The organism is Pseudophaeobacter leonis (assembly GCF_002087335.1).
Lineage (GTDB): Bacteria > Pseudomonadota > Alphaproteobacteria > Rhodobacterales > Rhodobacteraceae > Pseudophaeobacter > Pseudophaeobacter leonis.
Genome location: NZ_MWVJ01000033.1, coordinates 146,326 through 167,243, shown reverse-complemented (window position 1 = coordinate 167,243; position 20,918 = coordinate 146,326). Strand labels below are relative to the sequence as shown.

The 20,918-nt window shown below is 58.2% G+C and carries 13 protein-coding genes and 3 pseudogenes; 11 read left to right on the top strand and 5 right to left on the bottom strand.

From position 1 onward, the window contains the following. Positions 1-164: 164 nt before the first annotated feature. Positions 165-2,165: a calcium-binding protein gene (locus B4968_RS09245; RefSeq protein WP_083098372.1), complete on the bottom strand. Its 2,001-nt coding sequence runs from the start codon at positions 2,163-2,165 to the stop codon at positions 165-167. A gap of 969 nt (positions 2,166-3,134) precedes the next feature. Between B4968_RS09245 and B4968_RS09240 the strand changes: the two genes are divergently transcribed. From B4968_RS09240 to B4968_RS09210, 5 genes are all read left to right on the top strand, one after another. Then, the gene (locus B4968_RS09240; RefSeq protein ID WP_083098370.1) at positions 3,135-5,021 is read left to right on the top strand and encodes a DUF3604 domain-containing protein; all 1,887 of its coding nucleotides are present in this window, start codon (positions 3,135-3,137) and stop codon (positions 5,019-5,021) included. 362 nt (positions 5,022-5,383) lie between these two features. Next, positions 5,384-6,223 carry a hypothetical protein gene (locus tag B4968_RS09230; protein ID WP_083098367.1) on the top strand — a complete coding sequence of 280 codons (840 nt, stop codon included), beginning with the start codon at positions 5,384-5,386 and terminating at the stop codon, positions 6,221-6,223. A gap of 226 nt (positions 6,224-6,449) precedes the next feature. Continuing rightward, complete coding sequence (locus tag B4968_RS09225; RefSeq protein ID WP_083098366.1) at positions 6,450-7,301, top strand: peptidyl-prolyl cis-trans isomerase; 852 nt, start codon at positions 6,450-6,452, stop codon at positions 7,299-7,301. Continuing rightward, positions 7,301-8,317 carry a HupE/UreJ family protein gene (locus tag B4968_RS09220; protein ID WP_083098364.1) on the top strand — a complete coding sequence of 339 codons (1,017 nt, stop codon included), beginning with the start codon at positions 7,301-7,303 and terminating at the stop codon, positions 8,315-8,317. Before B4968_RS09225 ends, B4968_RS09220 begins: the two co-directional genes overlap by 1 nt. 627 nt (positions 8,318-8,944) lie before the next feature. Next, positions 8,945-10,399, top strand: coding sequence for a sensor histidine kinase (locus tag B4968_RS09210; protein WP_161492562.1), 1,455 nt, complete (start codon positions 8,945-8,947; stop codon positions 10,397-10,399). Between the two features lie 559 nt (positions 10,400-10,958). On the opposite strand, the gene B4968_RS24310 is transcribed toward B4968_RS09210, so the two are convergent. After that, on the bottom strand, positions 10,959-11,267 hold the full coding sequence (locus B4968_RS24310) for a glutathione S-transferase C-terminal domain-containing protein (protein ID WP_241525653.1): 309 nt from the start codon (positions 11,265-11,267) through the stop codon (positions 10,959-10,961). Positions 11,268-11,406: 139 nt separating this feature from the next. After that, positions 11,407-11,580: pseudogene (locus tag B4968_RS24305) on the bottom strand (thioredoxin domain-containing protein); the annotation flags it as partial. A 231-nt stretch (positions 11,581-11,811) separates the two neighbouring features. Between B4968_RS24305 and B4968_RS24300 the strand changes: the two are divergent. Both B4968_RS24300 and B4968_RS25180 read left to right on the top strand, forming a co-directional pair. Further along, the gene (locus B4968_RS24300; RefSeq protein ID WP_277620934.1) at positions 11,812-12,810 is read left to right on the top strand and encodes an AMP-binding protein; all 999 of its coding nucleotides are present in this window, start codon (positions 11,812-11,814) and stop codon (positions 12,808-12,810) included. Next, a complete protein-coding gene (locus tag B4968_RS25180; protein WP_277620933.1) occupies positions 12,795-13,685 on the top strand; it encodes an AMP-binding enzyme in 891 nt (296 codons plus the stop codon). Before B4968_RS24300 ends, B4968_RS25180 begins: the two co-directional genes overlap by 16 nt. Before the next feature lie 77 nt (positions 13,686-13,762). Here B4968_RS25180 and B4968_RS09195 read toward each other — a convergent pair whose 3' ends face one another. Further along, positions 13,763-14,152, bottom strand: coding sequence for a GFA family protein (locus B4968_RS09195; RefSeq protein WP_083098359.1), 390 nt, complete (start codon positions 14,150-14,152; stop codon positions 13,763-13,765). Between the two features lie 57 nt (positions 14,153-14,209). Continuing rightward, a pseudogene (locus B4968_RS09190) lies at positions 14,210-16,483 on the bottom strand (NADP-dependent malic enzyme). Positions 16,484-16,667: 184 nt separating this feature from the next. Between B4968_RS09190 and B4968_RS09185 the strand changes: the two are divergent. From B4968_RS09185 to B4968_RS09170, 4 genes and pseudogenes are all read left to right on the top strand, one after another. Next, positions 16,668-17,762 (top strand): cupin domain-containing protein, encoded by a 1,095-nt coding sequence (locus tag B4968_RS09185; RefSeq protein WP_083098358.1) that lies wholly within the window; start codon positions 16,668-16,670, stop codon positions 17,760-17,762. A 160-nt stretch (positions 17,763-17,922) separates the two neighbouring features. Continuing rightward, on the top strand, positions 17,923-18,315 hold the full coding sequence (locus tag B4968_RS09180) for a cytidine deaminase (protein ID WP_083098356.1): 393 nt from the start codon (positions 17,923-17,925) through the stop codon (positions 18,313-18,315). 3 nt (positions 18,316-18,318) lie between these two features. Further along, positions 18,319-19,621, top strand: a pseudogene (locus tag B4968_RS09175) (thymidine phosphorylase). Continuing rightward, positions 19,621-20,844 carry a phosphopentomutase gene (locus B4968_RS09170; RefSeq protein WP_083098355.1) on the top strand — a complete coding sequence of 408 codons (1,224 nt, stop codon included), beginning with the start codon at positions 19,621-19,623 and terminating at the stop codon, positions 20,842-20,844. The pseudogene B4968_RS09175 and the gene B4968_RS09170 overlap by 1 nt, the downstream one beginning before the upstream one ends. Positions 20,845-20,918 lie beyond the last annotated feature (74 nt).

Sequence of the window (20,918 nt, the reverse complement as noted above, 5' to 3'; positions counted from 1 at the left end):
AGGCTGTGTTCCCAGGGCGAGGACATGTCCTCAAACAGGAGGGCGCACGGGTGTGTGGCAGCCTTGGTCTTCGCTCTGGATGGTGCGGATCATGCCGAGGCCGACGGGGCCTGGGCCTTCTTTGTCTTTCCCGTCTTAAATCGTTTAGATTCAGAGCAGCAGGGCTACAAAAGCAAGTTGGTTTCTGTGAGATCTGAGAGGTTGGTATCGCGCAGCACAAGGCTGTCACCACCGCCAAGGCTGAAGACCAAATCACCGCCGTTTTGCGCGGCAGACCCCTGCGCGTCAGCGAGATCGTCAAATTCAAAATCGGTCAGATCCAGATTATCAACTGCTGCATCGAAATCGACGATTTCATCCGCCCCGCCTGTGCGTGCAAAGAGGAAGCTGTCGCTTCCTGCTCCGCCGTAGAGCAGGTCGTTTCCACGGCCCCCGTTCAGGACACCCGAACCTTGACCGCCATAAAGTGTGTCGGAGCCTAGACCGCCCTCCAGCGTATCCTTTCCGCCCCCACCGTAGAGCGTGTCGTTGCCAGCTTCTCCGTCCAGGGCATCGTTGCCCGAGCCGCCAGACAGAGTGTCGCCTCCGGCGTTGCTAAAGCAACGATCATTGCCTGCACCGCCAAAAATGAGGTCGTCACCATTGCCACCCGCGACCTTATCGGCGCCAGAGCCGCCAAAGACCGTGTCGTCTCCCGCTCCGGCATTGATACTGTCGTTGCCTGCATCCCCGTCCAATCGGTCATTGCCAGATTGACCAAGCAAAGTATCGTTGTCTTCACCTCCCCGCAGGACATCGTTTCCATCGCCGCCTTCCAAGGTGTCATTGCCTGCAAATCCCAGCAGGGTATCGTGTTCATCGCCGCCCACGATGGAGTCATTGGTCTGGTTCTGATCATCCCCCGAGATCGAGACATCTGCGTCCAGAGTGAGCTCAATTTGGATAAGCTCATAGGGTGACAAAGTCACATTTAAATTGTTTGACCAGAGCGTGTTATGATCAATCGCGACCAGCTGTGCATCAGCATCAGCCTCCAACGGGTCATTGTTGGGGGTATCATCCACCGCGATTACGGTTGCGTGAATATGATGGCCTGGATAGTCCGATCTCAGGTCCAGAATGGTCGAGGTGATATCGATATCCGCGTCCACCGCTGACGCGATATAGAGGACAACTTTTTTGTTGTCGGTGCTTCTGAACGTATAGCTATAGCCAAGGTCTGTTCCGGATGTGCTGGTGAAGAGGTAGTCGCCTCTACTGAGCTCGTTATTGTTGCTGGGATCCGCCAGTCTGGTGCCGCTCAGGGCGTCCTTCATTAAGCGGAACAGATACCCTGTCGGCGTCAACTCATCCTCAAACTGCTCACTCAGGCTGCCATTGCCGTCACCGGTCGCCTGGGTCGTCCAGATTGTCGCAAAGTCAACGCCGCTTTGAATAATATCGGCGAAGAGGCCGACAAACAGGGGGAGGCGCTCAAAACCGGTGATGGTGTTAACCCTGTCAGCCCGCACGTTCCATTCCGTGGTCACGTAGTCGAGGCCGGATATATCCCAGGGGACATTTAAATTGGCGACGTCTGTTTCAAGACGCCCCAGGCGCGTTGTGGCAACCGTAGGGTCGAAATCCAAGGCGTCAATGACACCGTCGCTATTATGGTCTTTGTCGTCGGTGCGAAAATATAGGTGATCGATAAATCCATCCACCGCAGCGCGTTCGATGCTGCCAAATTCATTCAGAATTTCTATGTTATCGTGAATGCCATTGTTATCCCCGTCTTGTTTGCCATCGCTATTGGTCTGCACCCAAATCTTCGGATCATCTGTGGTTGCGGATTCTGAAATGGCCTCGTTCACCCACTTTGCAATAAGGCTCGATACTCTGCCAAACTCCGAGGGGGACCAACCGTCCAAATTGTACCATTCATTGCCAATTTCAAAGGCGAGGATATCTGCGTCTCCGAAATTCCCGTTCAATAATTTCTTTACAAAGTTCTTAATTGCATCCTTTGCAATGGGCTTGTCATTTGCATCCCGTTTCAGGTCGCGGGTTGCCGGATCAAAATATCGCCAGGTCGGCAGTACCACTACTATCTGTGCGTTTTCCTGATTGGCGATCGAGATGAAATCGCTGATGGGGACAACGTCTGCCTGAGTCCCATTAAACACTGCTGGCTGCACAGATATATCCGGATTGCTTGGATCAAAGTGGTTCTCTGTGCCTGTGCCTCCCGGATATCGCAGAATGGTGGGCTCAACAAGATCAAAAATCTCATCAATCGGATATTGATTGTCGTCCTAATGAACAAACTCATAGCCTGTGCCAAAATGATTTTCGCTGATCGTATTGTTAATCAGGGATCCTTGCGTTTCGAGGGTTTCAGCAGTGTGCATGTGATTTTTGTTCCTATGGATTTGGCAAAAAGACTGGATTTTGAGAGAGCTCATGACACGTCATATGCAATTTTTACGTGGGCAAAGATCGCATTGCAATCAGTAGTAGTGTAGTTCTCACCATTAATGCGATGGTGGCCTGTTTGCTGTCGGAGAAAATTATATTCAATCGATGGCGAAAGGGGAGGGCGGTTGAATCTTTTCGCGATCGCCGGACCGCTCAGGCATTCCAATGGGGGCGGGAAATTGATGGATGTACGCCTGACGCCCGCCCGATATAACAAGCGCCGCCACAGAGTGCGGCCCCGGTATCGCTGCGCACTGACCGCGTCGTTTCAAGGCGCGCCCAGCTATCTGTAACACTAGAAAATCTGAATTTGAAAAATTGTGGAGAACGTTCTTTTTTCGAAAGCTCGTCAGGGTCTAACTTTTTAGGGCGTTCCCCGGTTAACATAGTGTTAATCTGGGGGGAGGGTCGCGCCGAAGTGTCTTGAAATATTAGAGATTTTGAATTTTGCGAAAAAACCAATACCATTAAATGCGGGCTGAACAGCAATTGCGCCGCTCAGCGTGCTCCTTTTGAGACAAGGAGAAGGGGGTAAGACGAGGATAAAAACGATCCAGAATGACTGACCCTGTGGCAGGGGCAGATCAGGCCCAAAGGTCGCATCTACAGCGGGCCAAAAATGACAGCTGACCAAATAGAACAACTGACCAAATCAATTTGATATGTTGGAGAGAGAAATGTCCGGAATTAGGAACGCAGTTAAATGGATAGGCCTGCTCGTTTTTGCTGCACCAGCAGCGGCACAGGATTTGTTCCCGCCCAAAGATCAGGTTCCCGCGCCAAAGGCAGAGTACTCTCCTTTTGTGGGCGACCATTTCCCCAATCGCCCAATGTTTGGTGATACCCACCTGCACACCTCCTGGTCGGGGGATGCGGGGCTTGTCGGTGCGTCGATTGGACCAGACGACGCCTACCGGGTTTCCCGGGGGGAAGAAATCCGCAGCCATCAGGGGATGCGGGTGCGGCTGCATAAGCCATTGGACTGGGTGGTGATTGCGGACCATGCAGAGAACCTTGGGGTTGCCGATTTTATCGACCGGTCAGATCCGATTTGTCTGGCCAATGTGGTCTGCAAACGCTGGCATGATATGAACAGATCAGGGCAGGGCTATGATGCCTTTCTGGAATTTGTGCGCGACATCACCACCGATCAGATCAACGAGCCCCGGATGATGGAGGCCATCTGGAAGCGGGTGGCGGAAAACGCTGACAAGTATTACCAGCCCGGCGTGTTCTCGACCTTTACGGGCTTTGAGTGGTCGCCGCATCTTGCAGGCGACAATATGCACCGGGTGGTGATCTTCCGTGACGGGGCAGAAAAGACCACTCAGGTAAATCCGTTCTCCTCGCATAACTCCATCGATCCCGAAGACCTCTGGCGCTATCTGGAGGGCTATGAAGAAAAGACCGGAGGGCAGGCTTTGACGCTGGCGCATAATGGCAACCTGTCAAACGGCAAGATGTTTGACGATGTGACCTGGACCGGCCAGCCGCTGACCAAAGACTACGCCGAGCTGCGGATGCGCTATGAGATGATCTATGAGGTCACGCAGATCATAGGTGACGGCGAAACCCACCCGGATCTGTCGCCCAATGATGAGTTTGCCGATTTTGAGCGGATGGATCTGGGCAATATCATGGGAGAGGTGGCCAAGACGCCTGAGATGCTGCCGCGTGAGTATGCCCGTGCGGCCCTGATGCGGGGTTTGGCCTACGACAAAGAGCTTGGAGCGAACCCGTTCAAATTTGGCCTTGCGGGCTCAACAGATGCCCATACGGGCATTCCAACCACGCGTGAGGATAACTTTTTTGGCAAGGCCGCCCCCTATGAGCCCGCAGCGGATCGTTGGGAACATGTGCTGATCAAAGGCATCGTGCCAGAGCTGTCCTTGCTGGTCAAAGACACCGGAGCCTCGGGTCTGACAGGGGTCTGGGCACGGGAAAACACCCGCGAAGAGATCTTTGACGCCTTTGCCCGCAAAGAAGTCTATGCCACCACCGGATCGCGTATTTCGGTGCGGGTCTTTGCGGGCTGGGATTTTGACGCTGATGAGGTGGAAACTCAGGATTTTGCCCGTGAAGGCTATGCCCGTGGTGTTCCAATGGGCGGCGATCTGAGCGCCGCACCCGAAGGCGAGGCGCCCCGTCTGATCATCCGTGCCCTGCGGGATCCTGACAATGCCAATCTGGACCGGGTCCAGGTGGTCAAGGGCTGGCTGGATGCCGATGGCTCGCTCGAAGAACGCATCTATGATGTGGCCTGTTCGGATCAGCGTGCCATTGCGGAGCGCCGCTGTGCAACCGAAGTCGGGTCTACCGTTGATGTGGCAGAGGCCTCCTATAGCAACTCTATTGGGGACCCGCTGCTGACAGGATTTTGGCAGGACCCAGATTTCGACGCCAGCCAACGCGCCTTTTACTATGTGCGGGTGATCGAGATCCCCAAGCCCCGCTGGACAGCCTATGACGCCAAATTCTTTGGCACCGAGATGCCCGAAGAAACCCCGATGGTGGTGCAGGACCGCGCCTATACCTCGCCGATCTGGTACGCGCCAGAAGGGTAAGATTTTTCCGTGGGCGGTGATTTGAGCCGTCCCCAGAAACCACCTTAAAGAATATCGGGAGATCTTGCTGAACACGATCCTTCGCGCGCTTGGCTTGGCGGGGGGGATGGTAACACCGGTCGCTGCTGATGATTTTGCAGAGGGACAAAAGGTGTTTGATACCCAGATTGGGAGGTTGACGTTCGATCACGGCTATGCCGCGCCTGAGACCACCCAGGCGCTCTATGACAGTCTTGGTTTTCCAGCGGGCTGTTCAGGTCTATCTCCGGGCGCTGCCCTTTGTCTCGATGCAGGCGATGCATGAGGCGTACTCCGCCTTTGGCGGCGGCAGGGGCACGTAGCTGCCCATTCACGAAAACCGGTTGAAGCCAAACACCATTGTCTTCACCGGCAATGCCACAACCATTTATGGCTACAACACCTTCCTTCTTGAACCGGACCAGCCAACAGTGAGCGAAGTGCCAAGCGATGTGCTGGGGGGATCAACAATGCCTGGCAGGGTGCCTTTGCCGCTGACTCGAACCAGCGGAGCAGTGAAGAACGAGCGGAGCAGTGAAAAGGACAAGCAAGCAGAGCCATACATCGGCATATTGCCGGTTTTGCAATTCATGGTGCCCTGGTCGGCCGTGCTGGAGCTGCGCTCACCGGAAAGCCGGACACCGCCGCCCGAACAGGTGGTCTACACCCGAAAACTGCCGTTTTTTGCCCAGAACGCCATCGACCGGGGGTATGCGTTGCCGCAGCCTTTTGGGCTTAGCCTTATGGGGGCTGCCGAACGTGAATGTTTTGGCAGCTTCGGCAGAGCTGTCGGCTCCGTGCCACTGACCGTGTCGGTCAATGTGGAGAAATTTCTGCCATCGCCGATTGGTCGCCCGACCAATCCCTGCGGCCTGGTTGAGGGTAATTTTGCCGCCGAGGTCGATACCAAAGTTTTGACAATGGGTATTATTGCCACCCATGGGTGGCGCAATTATTGGCAGTCTGGTGCTCTCTCCGGAACGGCCTCAGTCGGCAGCCGATCAGAAACCGTGATCCGCTCTTACACCGCCGGTGTGCGATTGGGGCGACGCTGGAGCACCGGCAGGGGGCGGGTGTTTTCGCCCTGCATTGGCGCAAGCTATCTCTACTTTAAACAAAGGGGTCACGGCACAACGCGCCTGAATAATGCCTTTCTTGATGGTGACAGCCTTGATGTGCGCTAAGAGGCCGACGTAACAAACCTTGATCGGTTGTCAGCCGTTGCCGGATTTAACTATAGTTTCAGGAACGGCATCAGCATCCAAAGTGGGCACAATTGGAACGCCTCAAATGATCGCTTTGTCCTTGCATTGAATAGGAGGTTTTCGATTTCGCCATCTTTGACTGCTCAGCCACTTTGCAGCCAAAAACACCATTCCAGCCCAAACACAGCTCAAAAGGAGCACTCATTTGACTTTCTTCCAACGCGCCCTGCGTGAGCCGCTGCTCCATTTTCTTGCGCTTGGGCTGGTGGTTTTTGCCTATTACGCGGCCGTGGCTGACCCCGAGGAGGTCGAGGTGGCGCAAAAGCGCGTTGTTGTAACCGTTCAGGACGCAGAGCGTCTGGCAGCGCAGTTTAAACAATCCTGGCGGCGCCAACCTGACTATGAGGAAATGCAAACTCTTATCGAGACCTTCGTGCGAGAAGATGTTTTGGTGAAAGAAGCACTAGAGCTGTCGATGGATCAGGGCGATGCTGCGATCCGCCGCCGTTTGGTGCAAAAGATGACGTTTTTGACAGAATCTGCAGCCGGTGCACAGCAATTTGATGATGCGGCTGTTGTGGCTTTTTGTGAGGAAAACCAGCAGGATTATGCCAGCTCGCCCCTGTTGGCTTTTGAACAGGTTCACCTGGGAGAGGTCAAAGCTCAAGTGGATGTTGCGGCCGCGCTTGCCGCGCTGCGGCAGGGGCGGGATCCGGGCAGGATGGGGGCATTGACCATGCTGTCGCCCAGCCTGCCGCTTGCTCCTGCGCAATCGGTTGACGGTGCCTTTGGGCGTGGGTTTTATGACATCCTGGATGCGCTGGAGGTGAATACCTGGCAGGGGCCGGTAATCTCGGGCTTTGGCGTGCATGTGGTTCGGGTTACTGAAAAACGCCCCGGTTTGGTGCCAAAGCTGGACGAGATCCGCAGTCGGGTGGAAAAAGATCTGCGCGATGCCAGCGCAAGCGCGCTGGCAGCAAAGCTGTTTGATCAGATGCAGGCGGCCTATGTGGTGGATTTGCCCAGCGAGGCCGAACTGAAAGAGGTCATCCGGTGATGCTGCGCTTTGTTCTGCTGACGGCGTCTCTGATCCTGACGGCTTTTGTGGCGCCCCCCGAGAGGGCAGAGGCGCATGCGCTGGAGCCCGGCTACCTTGAAATCACCGCTGTCACGCCCGAGAGCTACCGGGTTTTCTGGCGCAAACCGGATGTTAAAGGCCGGCCCATGGCGATTGATGTCATCCTGCCGGAAAACTGCGATCTGCTCCGGGGGCCTCAGGCCTTAAATGATGGCCGCGCCTGGGTTGCCCGCTGGATCGCCACCTGTGCGGGCGGGCTGGCAGGCGGCACCGTTGTGGTTGAGGGGCTGGAGCGGCAGCGCACCGATGTCTTGCTGCGCTACGCGGTTGCCGCAGGCCAGGCGCTGTCCAGCCGCATGACGCCGGAAAACACAGCGGTCAGCCTGGCGCGCGATCCTGGTGCCTGGGACGTGCTTGGCAGCTATGTCCCACTGGGGATTGAGCATATTCTGGAGGGCGCAGATCACTTGCTGTTTGTCTTTGCGCTGTTGTTGCTGATCAGCAATCGCTGGCGGTTGCTGGGGGCCATCACGGCTTTTACCCTGGCCCATTCCTTCACCATGGCAGCTGCCACCCTGGGATGGGTCTCTTTGCCGGGGCCGCCGGTTGAGGCAATCATCGCGCTGTCGATCATGTTTGTCGCCTCGGAACTGGTGCTGCGCAAAGGCGGGCAACACCGCCTGTCAGAGCGCTACCCCTGGAGTGTGTCGTTCAGCTTTGGCCTGCTGCACGGCTTTGGTTTTGCTGGTGCTTTGCAAGAGATTGGCCTGCCCCAGTCGGATGTGCCGCTGGCCTTGCTGTCCTTCAACCTTGGGGTCGAGCTGGGGCAGCTGATGTTTGTCGCCGTGGTGCTGGTGACGGGCTTTATCCTGTCGCTGATCTGGCCGCCGATCAAACGCCATCTTGAACCCGGAGCCCTAGTGGCCCTGGTGGGGGCCTATGCCATTGGCGGCTGGTCTGCCTATTGGTTTTTGGATCGTTTGTCTGGCTTTTAAAACGCGCCATACCGGGAACAAAACGGGCTCCTTAAAGGCGTGTGTTGATTTTGATCGGGTGCAACCCTGGCCAGTTTTGTATGTGCAAAAATGATGAGGTATAGCCACGGTCCTGTATGGAGGCGGCGCATTGGGTTCTCATTTTGGCACCCATTGCAGCTCGTCAGTATTTCAAATCGTCCTCTTTGTTGCCTGAACGAAGATCAGATGCTGCGGCTCCGGCCATTTTTGCCGCAGTAGGCCAAGGCGCCCCAGCTGCCAGCCGCGCGCCTTCCTGTCGGCCTTGGCGCAAAAATGCCCCGCGCGGCCTTTCTGGAGATGGGGAGGACGGCCTGCAGCCCCGGGCGAAAGTTTTGCGGCCAGAGCCGTCGGATTTACCACGCGTTGATACAAAAGGCCTAGCCGCATAGTGACCCTGTTTGGCGGTCTCAAAGACTGGCGATTTGTGGCAACTCGGCAATACAGCGACCCGAAAGTCTTTGTTTGCGTCATCGCTCTCACGACGACGCTGATCTATTGACTATAAGGCAAGAGCTTAGAATCTGTGCGCTTAACGCGCATAAGCTAATTATTTACGACTAGATGGTAAACCTCTGCGAAACCCAGCTAAGGAAGGGATTGTCTGCTATGCCGTTGATTGAAAAGTACCAGCTCGCATTTGATATCTCCCCCGTGCCGATGCTCCTTGTCGCCGGGGATGGTCGCATCTTGCTGGCAAACAACGATTTTCTGGACCTTTTTGAGTATAGCGCTGCGGAATTGATTGGCATGAGTGTTGAGGCGCTGGTCCCAGAGCCCATTCGTGGTCACCATCCTGAGTTGCGAAATGCCTACAGCCGGGTTTCAACAAAGCGCAGTATGGGGGCTGGCCGCGATCTTTTTGGGGTGACCAAAACGGGAAAGGTGATCCCGCTGGAACTGGGCCTGGAGCCTGTCACTGACGGCGAGGAAACCATGGCATTGGTGGCCGCGATCGATATCCGGCACCGTAAAATACATGAAGAGCGCATGCGCCGGGCGATGGATGCGGCGGCAAGTGCGATGGTCATGGTTGATGAGCGGGGCGAAATTGTTTTTGTCAACCGGGCGGCGTCGTCGCTCTTTGGCTATGAAGAAGATGAGTTGCTGGGGCACCCGGTTGAGATGCTTGTTCCCGAAGAGTTTCGCCGCGCTCATCCTGTCTATACGGGCAGTTTTATGAACAACCGTACTGAGCGCTCCATGGGGCTGGGGCGGGATCTTTTTGCGCGGCACAATGATGGCCGTCGTATACCAGTCGAGATTGTGTTGACGCCGGTTGATTCTCCTTCCGGAAAGCTGGTGATGAGCACGATTGTAGATTTGTCGGAACGTGTTGCGGCGGCGCAAGAGGTGGCAAAAAAGAGCGCGGAACTTGAGGCACTCAACGTTGAGTTGTCCCATTTTGCATATAGCGCAAGCCACGATCTAAAGGCGCCTTTGTCAACGATTGCGGGCATCCTAAAGCTGTGCATTGAGGATCTGGGCGACAATAATATAGAAGAGGTCCGCTTGAATTTGATCAAGGCGGTAGACATCAGCGGCCGGAGTGCCCAAAAAGTCGAGGGTGTTTTAAGGATTGCCCGTGCAGGGCGCGACAAAATCCCTGTCACAACAGTGCAGCTTGAACCGGTAATTCAGGAAATATGGCTGGATCTGACCGGCGGAGGAAGTGGTATCGAGCTGCAGCTGGAGCTGAACCACACGGATCCAATCGGAACGGAACTTCCGACGCTGAAAGTGATTGTTGAAAATATTCTATCTAATTCAATACGTTATATGGATGAGAAAAAGCCTGATCATTTTGTGCGCATCACAAGCGAAGATGTCGAAGGCGGCTTTAAAATATCGATTGCGGATAACGGAATTGGGATTCCGGAAAAAAACGTCTCCAAGATTTTTCAAATGTTCAAACGGCTGGATGACCGAAGCGGTGATGGGTTGGGACTGGCGTTGGTGCAAAAACAGGTTGAACGACTTGGCGGAACAATTATGCTCGAAAACACTGGGGCAAAAGGCACAACATTCTGCTTTACGCTCCCATCACAGGGAGAACATATGTGAATAAGGTTCCAGTCGTGATCGTCGACGACAGCGACGCAGACCGTTTCACAATGTAACGGAGGCTTTCGAAATCTGGAGGTTTTGGCGAGGTCAAAGAGGCGAGAGACGGCGTTGTCTTTCTGGAAGAGTTCTTTAATTGCCCGGGCCGGGGTGCGATTGAAGACTTGCCGCTTCTTGTTTTGATGGATGTGAATATGCCAGGTTAGAACGGCTTTGAAACGATTGAGGAGCTTCAGCGCCGCGTCGCATTGGGAGAGGGCCCTACCAGCTTGGTTGTTATGATGTTTACCTCCTCTAGCAATCCTGAGGACCTGGCGCTGGCGGAAAAGCTTAGTTCAGTTAAGGGGTATATACAAAAGCCTCTTGATGAAGCGGGAATAGCAAAAATTCTCGAAATTTATCACGCATAATTCTGGCAGGTTGAACCACCGTCTGCTGCTGAAATAGTTTTGTATTCAGGCATGTCTTTTCTCAGGCATGTCTTTTTTCTGCCGTGTCTTTTGGCGCCTGCTAGGCAGGTCTGTCATACACCAACTGTGCGGGATCAGCTGGCGCTCTTTTAGGCAAATGCGTAGGTGCCGCCTTTTTCGATCGCCCGCCGGTAGGCTGGTCGCGCATGAATATGGTCAACATAGGCCGCGAGCTTTGGCAATTGGTCGCGATATCCCTGCAGAACGGCTATTTCAGCAGGAAAGCTCAGCATGATGTCCGCCGCCGACAGCTCGTCCAGCACGAAATGGCCTGATGGCCGAAGCAGAGTTTCCATATAGGTGAAATGGCTTTCCAGCTGCTGCGCAATGCGTGGCGCCAGTGGCGCGCCTGCCTCTCCCAGCTTGCTTATGTAGAGGTTGAGCAGGATCGGTGTCATCGCCGAGCCTTCCGCAACAATGCATCAGCTCCAGATGGCTGACATAGGCTGCGGACTCGCGCGTGGGCACCATGTGCGGCCCGTGTTTGGCGCAGAGATATTCAACGATTGCACCGCTTTCGGTGATCACGCGGCCATCGTCTTCGATCATGGGGGATTTGCCCAATGGGTGCCGGGCGATCAGTGATGCGGGGGCCAGATTGGTCACGGCATCCCGCTGATGGGTCTCAAGCGCGTAGGGCAACTCCAGTTCTTCCAAAAGCCAAAGAATGCGCTGCGAACGGGAATTGTTCAGATGATGTAGGGTGATCATGAAGGCCTCCTGTCTCTGTGACCCCCTAAGGCTGACCTGCCTGACCTTGTAGCGCCAGCATCACGTGGGGTCACATACTCAGATCCGTGCACCCACCAGCCCCGCCTGACAGTTTTTCGCGGGGTCATTCCCGTTTTTGCAGGCGCTGGACGCGGGAGCCATGCATTGAACTTAGCGCGTGTCTGGACAAGACTGCGGCTTAGGGGACAAATTTCATTGGGGAGGTAAGGGATGGCAGATCTGGGACATGATCCGATCCGCAACGCGGCCGGTCTTGCGGCTTTTGAGGCGGAGATGTCGCTTGAGGAACGTATGCCCGAGCGCAGCATTTTTGATGTGTTTGTGGCGGCGGCTGAGCAGCGCCCCGACGCCACAGCGATCACCATGCTGATAACGGGCGCTGCCGACGAGCAGCCGCGCAGGGTGAGCTACAGCGCCTTGCTGGGGTTGGTGAGACGCGCGGCCAACCTGTTTTCGGATCTGGCCGGCCCCGCACCCGGCCCGGGACCTGGAGTGGCCTATATGTTGCCGTCATTGGTCGAAACCCATGTCACCCTGTGGGGGGCAGTAACTGCGGGCTTTGCGGTTCCTATCAACTTCCTTTTGCAGCCCGAAAGCATCGCTGAGTTGCTAAAAGCCTCTGGTGCAAAAATCCTTGTCGCGCTGGGGCCGCATCCGCAGCTGGATATCTGGGAAAAGGCGCAGCATTTGCAGGCGCAAATGCCGGATCTGGTGCTGGTGCGGGTCTCGCCTCCCGGAACTGCTGCGCAAGAGGGGGTGGTGGATTTTGCGACTGCGCTGATGGCGCAGCCGGAGGACCATCTGACCTTTGGCGCGGCGCGCAGCGGTGCGGATGTGGCGGCGTATTTTCACACCGGCGGTACCACGGGGGGGCCGAAACTGGTGGCGCATACGCATCATAGCCCGTTGGTTGCGGGTTTTGGCGGTGCTGCCATGTGCGGCTACAGGCCCCACGATGTCTTGACCGCAACCTTTCCGCTGTTTCATGTCGCAGGGACAATCGTCGCCGGGTTAAGTGTGTTTTTGGCCGGAGCCCAGATGCTGATCATGTCGCCTGCGGGTCTGCGCAATCCCGCAATGGTCGAGAGCTTTTGGCGACTGAGCGCACAATATAAGGCCACTCTGCTGGCGGGGGTGCCAACCGCGCTTGGCGCCGTTTTGCAGACCCCTGTGGAGGGCCAAGACCTCGCGCCGTGGGGGCCGGGTTGACGGGGGCGGCTTTGCTGCCACCGGCTGTGGCGCAACAGTTTGCGCAGGTCACGGGCTGCACACTCTTTGAGATCCTTGGCATGACAGAGGCCTCAGGTCTGATCAGCATAGATCCGCCCTGCGGCGAGGGGGCCGCTGGCTCTGTTGGCTGGGCCTTGCCCTACACCCAGGTCGAGGTCCGGCGCCAAAATGCGGATGGCACGCTGGCCGAGATCTGTGAGACCGGCGAAATTGGCGTCGTGGCGATCCGTGGCGGGCATCTGTCGCCCGGCTATCGCGACCCGCAGCACAACGCGGGGACCTTCTCGGCGGGATGGCTGAAATCTGGCGATCTGGGATATAAGGATGACCAGGGGCGGCTTTACATTGCGGGTCGCTCCAAGGATCTGATTATTCGCAGCGGCCATAACATCGACCCTGCGATGATTGAGAACGCCACGACCACGCACCCGGCCGTTGCTGTTGCTGCCGCCGTTGGCATGCCGGATGCCTATGCCAGTGAGGTGCCCGTTTGTTTTGTGCAGTTGCATCCGGGGCAGAAGGTGAGCCATGAGGCGCTACAGGCGCATGCGCAAGACACAATTGATGAGCGTCCTGCATGGCCAAAGCGCATTGAGGTGATCGACGCGGTGCCCCTGACCACGGTTGGAAAAATTTACAAACCGGGGCTGCGTTGTGAGGCGGCAAAGCTGAGGATCACTGAGCTGGTACAGGGTGAAATGGGGCTGTCAGATGCAGAGATCACTGTCGTCGACGGTGGTGCGCGCGGCATGCGGGTGACTGTGACACTAGGCGCTGCAGATCACGCCTCGGGTGCCGCGCTTGAGCAGGCGCTCGCGGCCTATCTGTTCGAGGCCGAGGTGCGGCTTTGTTAGTCTGAAACCCGAGGGCTCGGGATGGGCAGAGTTGGGGCAGGCAGGCATACAGTCTGTTCATGCCCCGTCATCCCCTGTCATCCCCCGGCACTCTCGTCATCGCGGCCGCGTTCAAATTGCACCATGTCGGGAAAGGCTGGCAGCCAGGCCTCACGGCGGCATGTCCAGCCCTCGTAGCTGGGGGGCAGGACATCCGGTGTATCCAGCGTGCCAAGATGCACCTCGACCTCGTCGCCGCTGCGGGCAAAAACCGGCGCGCCACAGTTGGGGCAAAAGCAGCGCCCGGCATAGTCGCGGATCTCGCCCGCAACCGTGACAGCTGCCTGCGGAAAGACGGCAGCCGCATAGAACAGTGCCCCATGGTGTTTTCGGCAGTCGAGACAATGACATATCCCGACCCGGTCGGGGCGCCCGACGGCCTTTATTCTGACCCTGCCGCAGGCGCAGCCACCGGTGAAAACCTCCATGGGGGCATCCTTTACTTTGCCGGTCTTGCGCCGGTCTTGTGCCGATCGTGACGGCGCCTAGCCGTATTGCGCCACAGGGGTGCCTGCGATGGCGGCCATGTTCAGCAAGCCACGTGCGGTAATCGACGGGCTGACAATATGGGCGCGATTGCCCATGCCCATCAGGATTGGCCCAACTTCCAGACCGTCCGAGCGCATCTTGAGGATATTGCGCACGCCAGAGGCCGCATCGGCATGGGCAAAGACCAGCACATTGGCAGCGCCTTCAAGCCGGGAATTGGGGAAGATCCGCTCCCGCAGGTCCGCATCCAGCGCCGTGTCGATATTCATCTCGCCCTCATAGGTGAAATCACATTTTTTCGCGTCCAGAATCTCGATCGCGGCGCGCAGGCGGGCGCCGGCATCACCGACGATATTGCCAAACTGCGACTGCGAGCACAGGGCGATCTGTGGCTCCAGACCAAAACGGCGCACATGGCGCGCTGCGCCCATGACGGTCTGTGCAATCTGTTCTGGCGACGGCTCAATGCGCACCTGAGTGTCGGCAATAAACAGCGGGCCGTCCTCAAGGATCATCATCGACTGCGCCCCATGTGGCGCAAAGCCGTTACCGCCAAGGACCTGATTTACATAGTTCAGATGCCAGCGGTATTCGCCAAAGGTGCCACAGATCAGGCTGTCTGCCTCATCGTGATGCACCATGATGGCGCCAATCGCGGTGGTATTGGTGCGCATGATCGCCTTGGCCAGATCCGGTGTGACCCCCTGACGCTGCATCAGCTGGTGGTAGCTGTTCCAGTAGTCATAATAGCGCGGATCGTTTTCCGGGTTCACGATTTGAAAATCCCGGTCGGGACGGATGCGCAGGCCCAGCTTTTCACAGCGTGCCTCAATGACTTCAGGGCGGCCAATCAGGATCGGCGTCTCCGTGGTCTCCTCCAGCACTTCTTGTGCCGCGCGCAGCACGCGCTCGTCCTCGCCTTCAGAAAACACGATGCGGCGCGAGGCAGCGCGCGCGGCCTCAAAGACGGGGCGCATCAGAAGGGCGGATTTGAACACGGTCTGGTTCAGCTTCTGGCGATAGGCGGCAAGATCCTCAATCGGGCGGGCGGCAACGCCGCTTTTCATTGCGGCCTCGGCCACAGCCGAAGACACCACCGCCACCAGACGCGGATCAAAAGGTTTTGGGATCAGATAGTCGGCACCAAAGGTCAGCTGCTCGCCCTTATAGGCGGCGGCGGCTTCAGCCGAGGTGGTTGCCCGCGCCAGCTCTGCGATGCCTTCGACACAGGCAATCTGCATCTCGTCGTTGATCTCGCTGGCGCCCACATCCAGGGCACCGCGAAAGATGAAGGGAAAGCACAGCACGTTGTTGACCTGATTGGGGAAATCACTGCGGCCGGTGGCAATGATCGCGTCTGGTGCTACCGCGCGGGCGGCATCAGGCATGATCTCGGGGTTGGGGTTGGCCAGGGCAAACACGATGGGTCGTGCGCTCATCTTTGCGACCATCTCAGATTTCAGCACATTGGGGCCAGAGAGGCCGAGAAAGAGATCGGCCCCGGCAATGACGTCATCCAGTGTACGCAGATCGCTGGCCTGGGCAAAGGCGGCTTTTTCCGGGTTCATATCCTCGGCGCGGCCCTCATAGACCAGCCCGTGAATATCGCAGAGCCAGATATTTTCGCGCTTAACCCCCAGTTTTACCAGCATGTTCAGGCAGGCAATCCCGGCGGCACCGCCACCGGTCGAGACGATCTTGATGTCCTAAAAGGATTTCCCCGCCACATGCAACGCGTTTTTGGCAGCAGCGCCGACAACAATCGCGGTGCCGTGCTGATCGTCATGGAACACCGGGATATTCATCCGCTCGCGGCAGATTTTTTCTACGATAAAGCAATCCGGCGCCTTGATGTCTTCGAGGTTGATGGCGCCAAAACTGGGCTCAAGAGCGCAGACGATATCGGCCAGCTTTTCGGGGTCGCTCTCATCCACCTCAATGTCAAAGCAATCAATGCCGGCAAAGTTCTTGAACAGAACCGCCTTGCCCTCCATCACCGGTTTTGAGGCCAGCGCACCGATATTGCCCAACCCCAGCACTGCCGAGCCATTGGTGACCACGGCCACCAGATTGCCCCGCGCCGTATAGCGCGCCGCATTGGCAGGGTCCGCTTTGATTTCCAGACAGGCCTCTGCCACGCCAGGAGAGTAGGCGCGCGCCAGATCGCGGCCATTGGCCATTGGCTTGGTGGCGGGGATCTCCAGTTTTCCAGGGCGGGGGAACTCGTGATAGTGCAGCGCCGCGTCGCGCAGGGAGGGGGTGTCAGACATGAGGGGCTCCAGAAATCAGTATAGTTTAACGTTAAACCAATTGTGACGTGGGGTGAACAGGCTTTTGCCAACCTAACGTGATCTGCACTCTCTTGCGCAATGAAAAACTTCGCCGCACTGTGTCGCAAACTGTCGGCGCAAGCCGTCTGCCAGCCATCTGGATGCCACGAACAGGGACAAAGACATGAGCGAAATCATAGCAGAGATGCGGCTGCCAACGCAGGAGTTGCGTGATGATATTCCGTTTTACACCAAAGTTTTGGGGATGAAGATGGATATGATCTACCCGGCAGATGATCCGCGGGTTGGGGTGTTTTCCGGCCACGGTCTGCGCCTGCGGATCGACCGGGATGCCACCGAGGCCCCCGGCACTCTGCGCATTTTGGGCGACGACCCGGACAGCTTTGCCGGTGGGCAGCGGCTGTTGCACGCGCCCAATGGCACCAGGGTTGAGATCGACGACCGGTTTCCGCCTGTGGTGATGCCCGAGACCGTGCATAGCTTTGTGGTGCGCCGCCTCAAGGATCAGGCGCCCTGGGTGATTGGGCGTGCGGGTATGCATTACCGCGATCTGGTGCCGGACCGGTTGGGCGGGTCAATTATTGCCAGTCATATCCGCATTCCCGATGGCGGGCCGGTGCCGGATATGGTGCATTTCCGGCACCGGGTTGGCTTTCAGCTGATCTTTTGCATCCATGGCTGGGTTGATGTGGTCTATGAGGATCAGGGCGACAAAATACGTCTCACTGCGGGCGATTGCTTTATCCAGCCGCCCGAGATCCGCCACCGGGTGCTTGAGGCCAGCGACAATGTGCAGGTGATCGAGATTGGCGTGCCAGCCGAGCATGTAACCGAGATCGACCATGAGAGGCAGCTGCCCACGCCGCATCTGCGCACTGAACGTGAATGGCAGGGCCAGCGCTTTGTCTACAACGCCGCCAAAGGCGCCCTCTGGCAGCCCTTCCGCTTGCCGGGGTTTGACTGCCGCGACACCACCATTGCTGCCAACACCAAAGGTGTTGCCGGGGTGCAGGTGGTGCGTCCGGCACCGGATGCAGGTGATGCGGTCTGGGCCGCTCATGATACCGACATTCATTTCACCTTTGTGATGTCTGGCGCGGTGACGCTCGAAGGCGAGGGGCGCGATCCCTATCCGCTGGAAGAGGGCGATGCTTTTGTCATCCCGCCGGGGATGAAGACCCGTCTGAGCAGCCCAAGTGGTGATCTTGAGCTGCTGGAAGTCAGCCTGCCGGGGGTGTTCCAGACCCGGCTTTTTTGACCGGCGCCGCTGTGGCCTGAGGAGCCGTCAAAAGCGCGGGGCAGGGCATGGGCCGGGGCGCAGGGGCAGGCGCGCGGGCAAACAGGGGCTTCACCTTTGCCCGCCACATCCCTTATTCTGCGGTCTCTTGACCGATTGATCCAAAACAGGATGCCTCCGAATGAGCCTTAAAGACGCAGCCCTCGCCGTGCGCAAAAACGCCCATGCGCCCTATTCCAATTTCCTGGTAGGCGCGGCGCTGCGCAGTGCCTCTGGCACCATCTACGTGGGCTGCAATGTCGAAAACGTCGCCTATCCCGAAGGCACCTGCGCCGAGGCGGGGGCCATTGCCGCCATGGTTGCTGCAGGCGAGCGTGAGCTGGCCGAGGTCTATGTGGTGGCGGATAGTCCGGCTCCGGTGCCGCCCTGTGGCGGCTGTCGTCAAAAGTTGAAAGAGTTTGGCGCGGGCGATGTCAGGGTGACCATGGGCACTGTCGCAGGGCTTGAACGCGAAACCACCATTGCTGAGCTGCTGCCCGGTGCCTTTGATGCCGGCCATATGGAGCGGAGCTGATCAATGGATGCACGCGCAATTTGCCGCCCTGCGGCGGGGAGAGCAGCCCAGTGAGGCAGAGCTCAGCTGGTTTGCCGAAGGTCTGGCCAATGGGGACGTCAGTGATGCCCAGGCCGGCGCCTTTGCCATGGCCGTCTGCCTGCAGGGGCTGGAGCAGCCGGCGCGGCGGGCTCTGACGCTGGCGATGCGGGACAGTGGGGATGTGCTGACATGGGATCTGCCCGGCCCCGTGCTGGACAAACATTCCACCGGAGGGGTGGGCGATTGTGTCTCACTGCTGCTGGCGCCCGCTTTGGCGGAATGCGGTGCCTATGTGCCAATGATTTCGGGTCGTGGACTGGGCCACACCGGCGGCACCCTCGATAAGATGGAGGCCATACCGGGCGTCTTAACCCAGATCTCAGAACAACGCCTGCACCGGATCACCAAAAAGGTCGGCTGTGCCATCGTGGGGGCTACGGGACGGATCGCTCCGGCAGACAAGCGGCTCTATGCCATTCGCGATGTCACAGCGACAGTCGAAAGCCTCGATCTGATCACCGCGTCCATTCTGTCCAAGAAACTCGCCGCCAGCCCCGAAGCGCTGGTGCTGGACGTCAAAATCGGCTCTGGCGCGTTTATGAAAACCCCTGCAGAGGCGGGCGCCCTGGCGCGCTCTTTGGTTGCGACGGCAAATGCGGCGGGCTGTAAAACGGTGGCGCTGATCACCGATATGAACCAGCCGATTGCAAGCGCGCTGGGCAATGGGCTTGAGGTTGCCGAGGTGATGCGCGCCCTGACCGAAGGCAAGCCCTGTCCCCTGACCGAGATCACTGCCGCGCTGGGGGCTGTTGTGTTGGTGCTGGCCGGGCTGGCACCCGACGAAGACGCCGGTGTTGCGCAAATGAGCGAGGCGCTGCTGGGCGGCGGTGCGGCGGCGCGGTTTGGCCGAATGGTTGCAGCACAGGGCGGGCCTGCGGATTTTGCCAGCCACTGGGCGCGCTATCTGCCGGTCGCCCCGGTGATCCGCGAAGTACTGGCGCCGCGCTCTGGATATGTCGCGGCGATGAACGGCGAGGAGCTGGGGCTGGCTGTGGTGCGCCTTGGCGGCGGCCGCATGGTCGAGGGCGACGTGGTGGACCCGGCTGTTGGTCTGTCCGATCTGGTACGGCTGGGCCAGTGGGTCGCGCAGGGCGAGACCCTGGCCCGCGTTCATGCCGCCCGCGAAACGGCAGCCGTTGAGGCCGAAGCGACGCTGTTGCAAGCACTTACCCTCACAGCTGACGCGCCTGAAGTGCCTGCCCTGATTTATGAAAGGATCAGCTGATGCCGCGTGCCTTTTTGGTGGTGATGGATTCTGTGGGCATTGGCGGCGCCCCCGACGCCAGCGCCTTTTATAACGCAGATCTGCCGGATCTTGGGGCCAATACCCTGGCCCATATTGCCCAGGCCTGCGCCGCAGGTCAGGCAGAGCAGGGCCGCAGCGGTGCATTGAAACTGCCCAATCTTGAGCGTCTGGGGTTGGGGGCGGCGATGCGGCTGGCGTCCAGCGTGCCTTTTCCCGGCTTTAATGCCCATCCCGAGGGATTGTGGGGCGCGGCCGCCGAGGTCAGCCTTGGCAAAGACACCCCCTCGGGCCATTGGGAGCTGGCAGGCCTGCCGGTGCCCTGGGACTGGTGCTTTTTTCCGGACACAAACCCGGCGTTTCCTGCAGACCTAAGTGATTTTGTGGCGCAGGCCGCAGGCAGCGCGGGCATTCTAGGCAATTGCCACGCCTCGGGGACAGCGATCATTGCCGAACATGGGGCTGAGCATATGCAGACAGGGCAGCCGATCTGCTATACCTCTGCCGACAGCGTGTTTCAGATCGCCGCCCATGAAGAGACATTTGGCCTGGAACGCCTGCTGGATCTGTGCCGGGCTGTGGCCCCGCGGCTGCACGCCATGAAGGTTGGGCGGGTGATCGCGCGGCCCTTTGTTGGCACGCCCGAGGAGGGGTTCAGCCGCACCGCCAACCGGCGCGACTTTGCCATTTTGCCGCCAGCCCCGGTGCTGACCAATTGGGTGCAGGACGCCGGGCGCCGGGTGCATGCCATTGGCAAGATTGGGGATATCTTCACCATGGCGGGCATAGACACGCTGAAAAAAGGCCCGGATGCGCAGCTGATGCAGTACCTCGCTACGGCCATTGAGGAGGCCGAAGAGGGCAGCCTGACCTTTGCAAATTTTGTCGAATTCGACAGCTTGTATGGGCATCGCCGCGATGTGTCGGGCTATGCCCGCGCGCTTGAATGGTTTGACGCAGAGCTTGGTAAGCTGCTCGGCAGGCTGCGCCCCGGTGACATGCTGCTGCTCTGTGCCGATCACGGCAATGACCCCAGCTGGCCGGGTACGGACCACACCCGCGAACAGGTGCCCATTCTGGTGGCGGGCTGTGGTGTGGGCGGCATCGGGCAGCGCCGGTTTGTCGATGTGGCGGCCTCGATCGCCAGCCACCTTGGGGTGCCTGTTCCAGAGGCCGCTGGCGGCGGTGGCAAGAGCTTTCTTTGACCCTGAGATCAAAACCCGCTTGCCCCAGAGGGGGCAGCCCGCATATGACCCGCCTGAAGAAACGTCTGAATTGA